This is a genomic window from Variovorax sp. P4_B11 (genome assembly GCF_056402355.1).
The window spans coordinates 1-530 of the sequence record NZ_JBFUHO010000175.1 but is presented as its reverse complement, the minus strand read 5'-3'; the positions used below and the strand labels follow the sequence as shown (position 1 = coordinate 530).

At 67.4% G+C, this 530-nt stretch carries 1 protein-coding gene; it reads right to left on the bottom strand.

All coding sequences use genetic code 11. The annotated features are described in order from the left end of the window. Positions 1 to 33 precede the first annotated feature (33 nt). On the bottom strand, positions 34 to 530 hold a 497-nt coding region (locus AC1DYD_RS41500), incomplete at its 5' end, for a Rossmann-fold NAD(P)-binding domain-containing protein (protein WP_478178511.1).

Sequence of the window (530 nt, the reverse complement as noted above, 5' to 3'; positions counted from 1 at the left end):
GTCCATGGCTTCTCCTCGGCGATTCGCGGGTTCTTAGTTCTTGGTGACCTGGCCGTCCTGCGCCATGCGGCAGGCCGCGACGATGTCGTCCTCGAGGTCGATCTTGAGCGTGCCCTCCTTGGCCACGATCAGCTTGAGGAAGTCGAGCACGTTGCGCGCATAGAGCGAGGACGCATCGGCCGCCACCAGCGCCGCCAGGTTGGTCTCGCCGACGATCGTCACGCCGTGCTTGACCACCGTCTTGTCGGCCTCCGACAAGGGGCAGTTGCCGCCCTTCATCTCTCCGTTCAGGTCGGGCCCCTTGCCGGCGGCGATGTCGACGATCACCGAGCCCGGCTTCATCGACTTGACCATGTCCTCGGTGATGAGGGTGGGTGCGGCGCGGCCCGGGATCAGCGCGGTGCTGATCACGACGTCGGCCAGCGCCACGCGCTTGGCGACCTCCACCTGCTGGCGCGCCAGCCAGCTCGGGGGCATCGGCTTGGCGTAGCCGCCGACGCCAACCGCGGCTTCCTTCTCTTCGTCGGTGT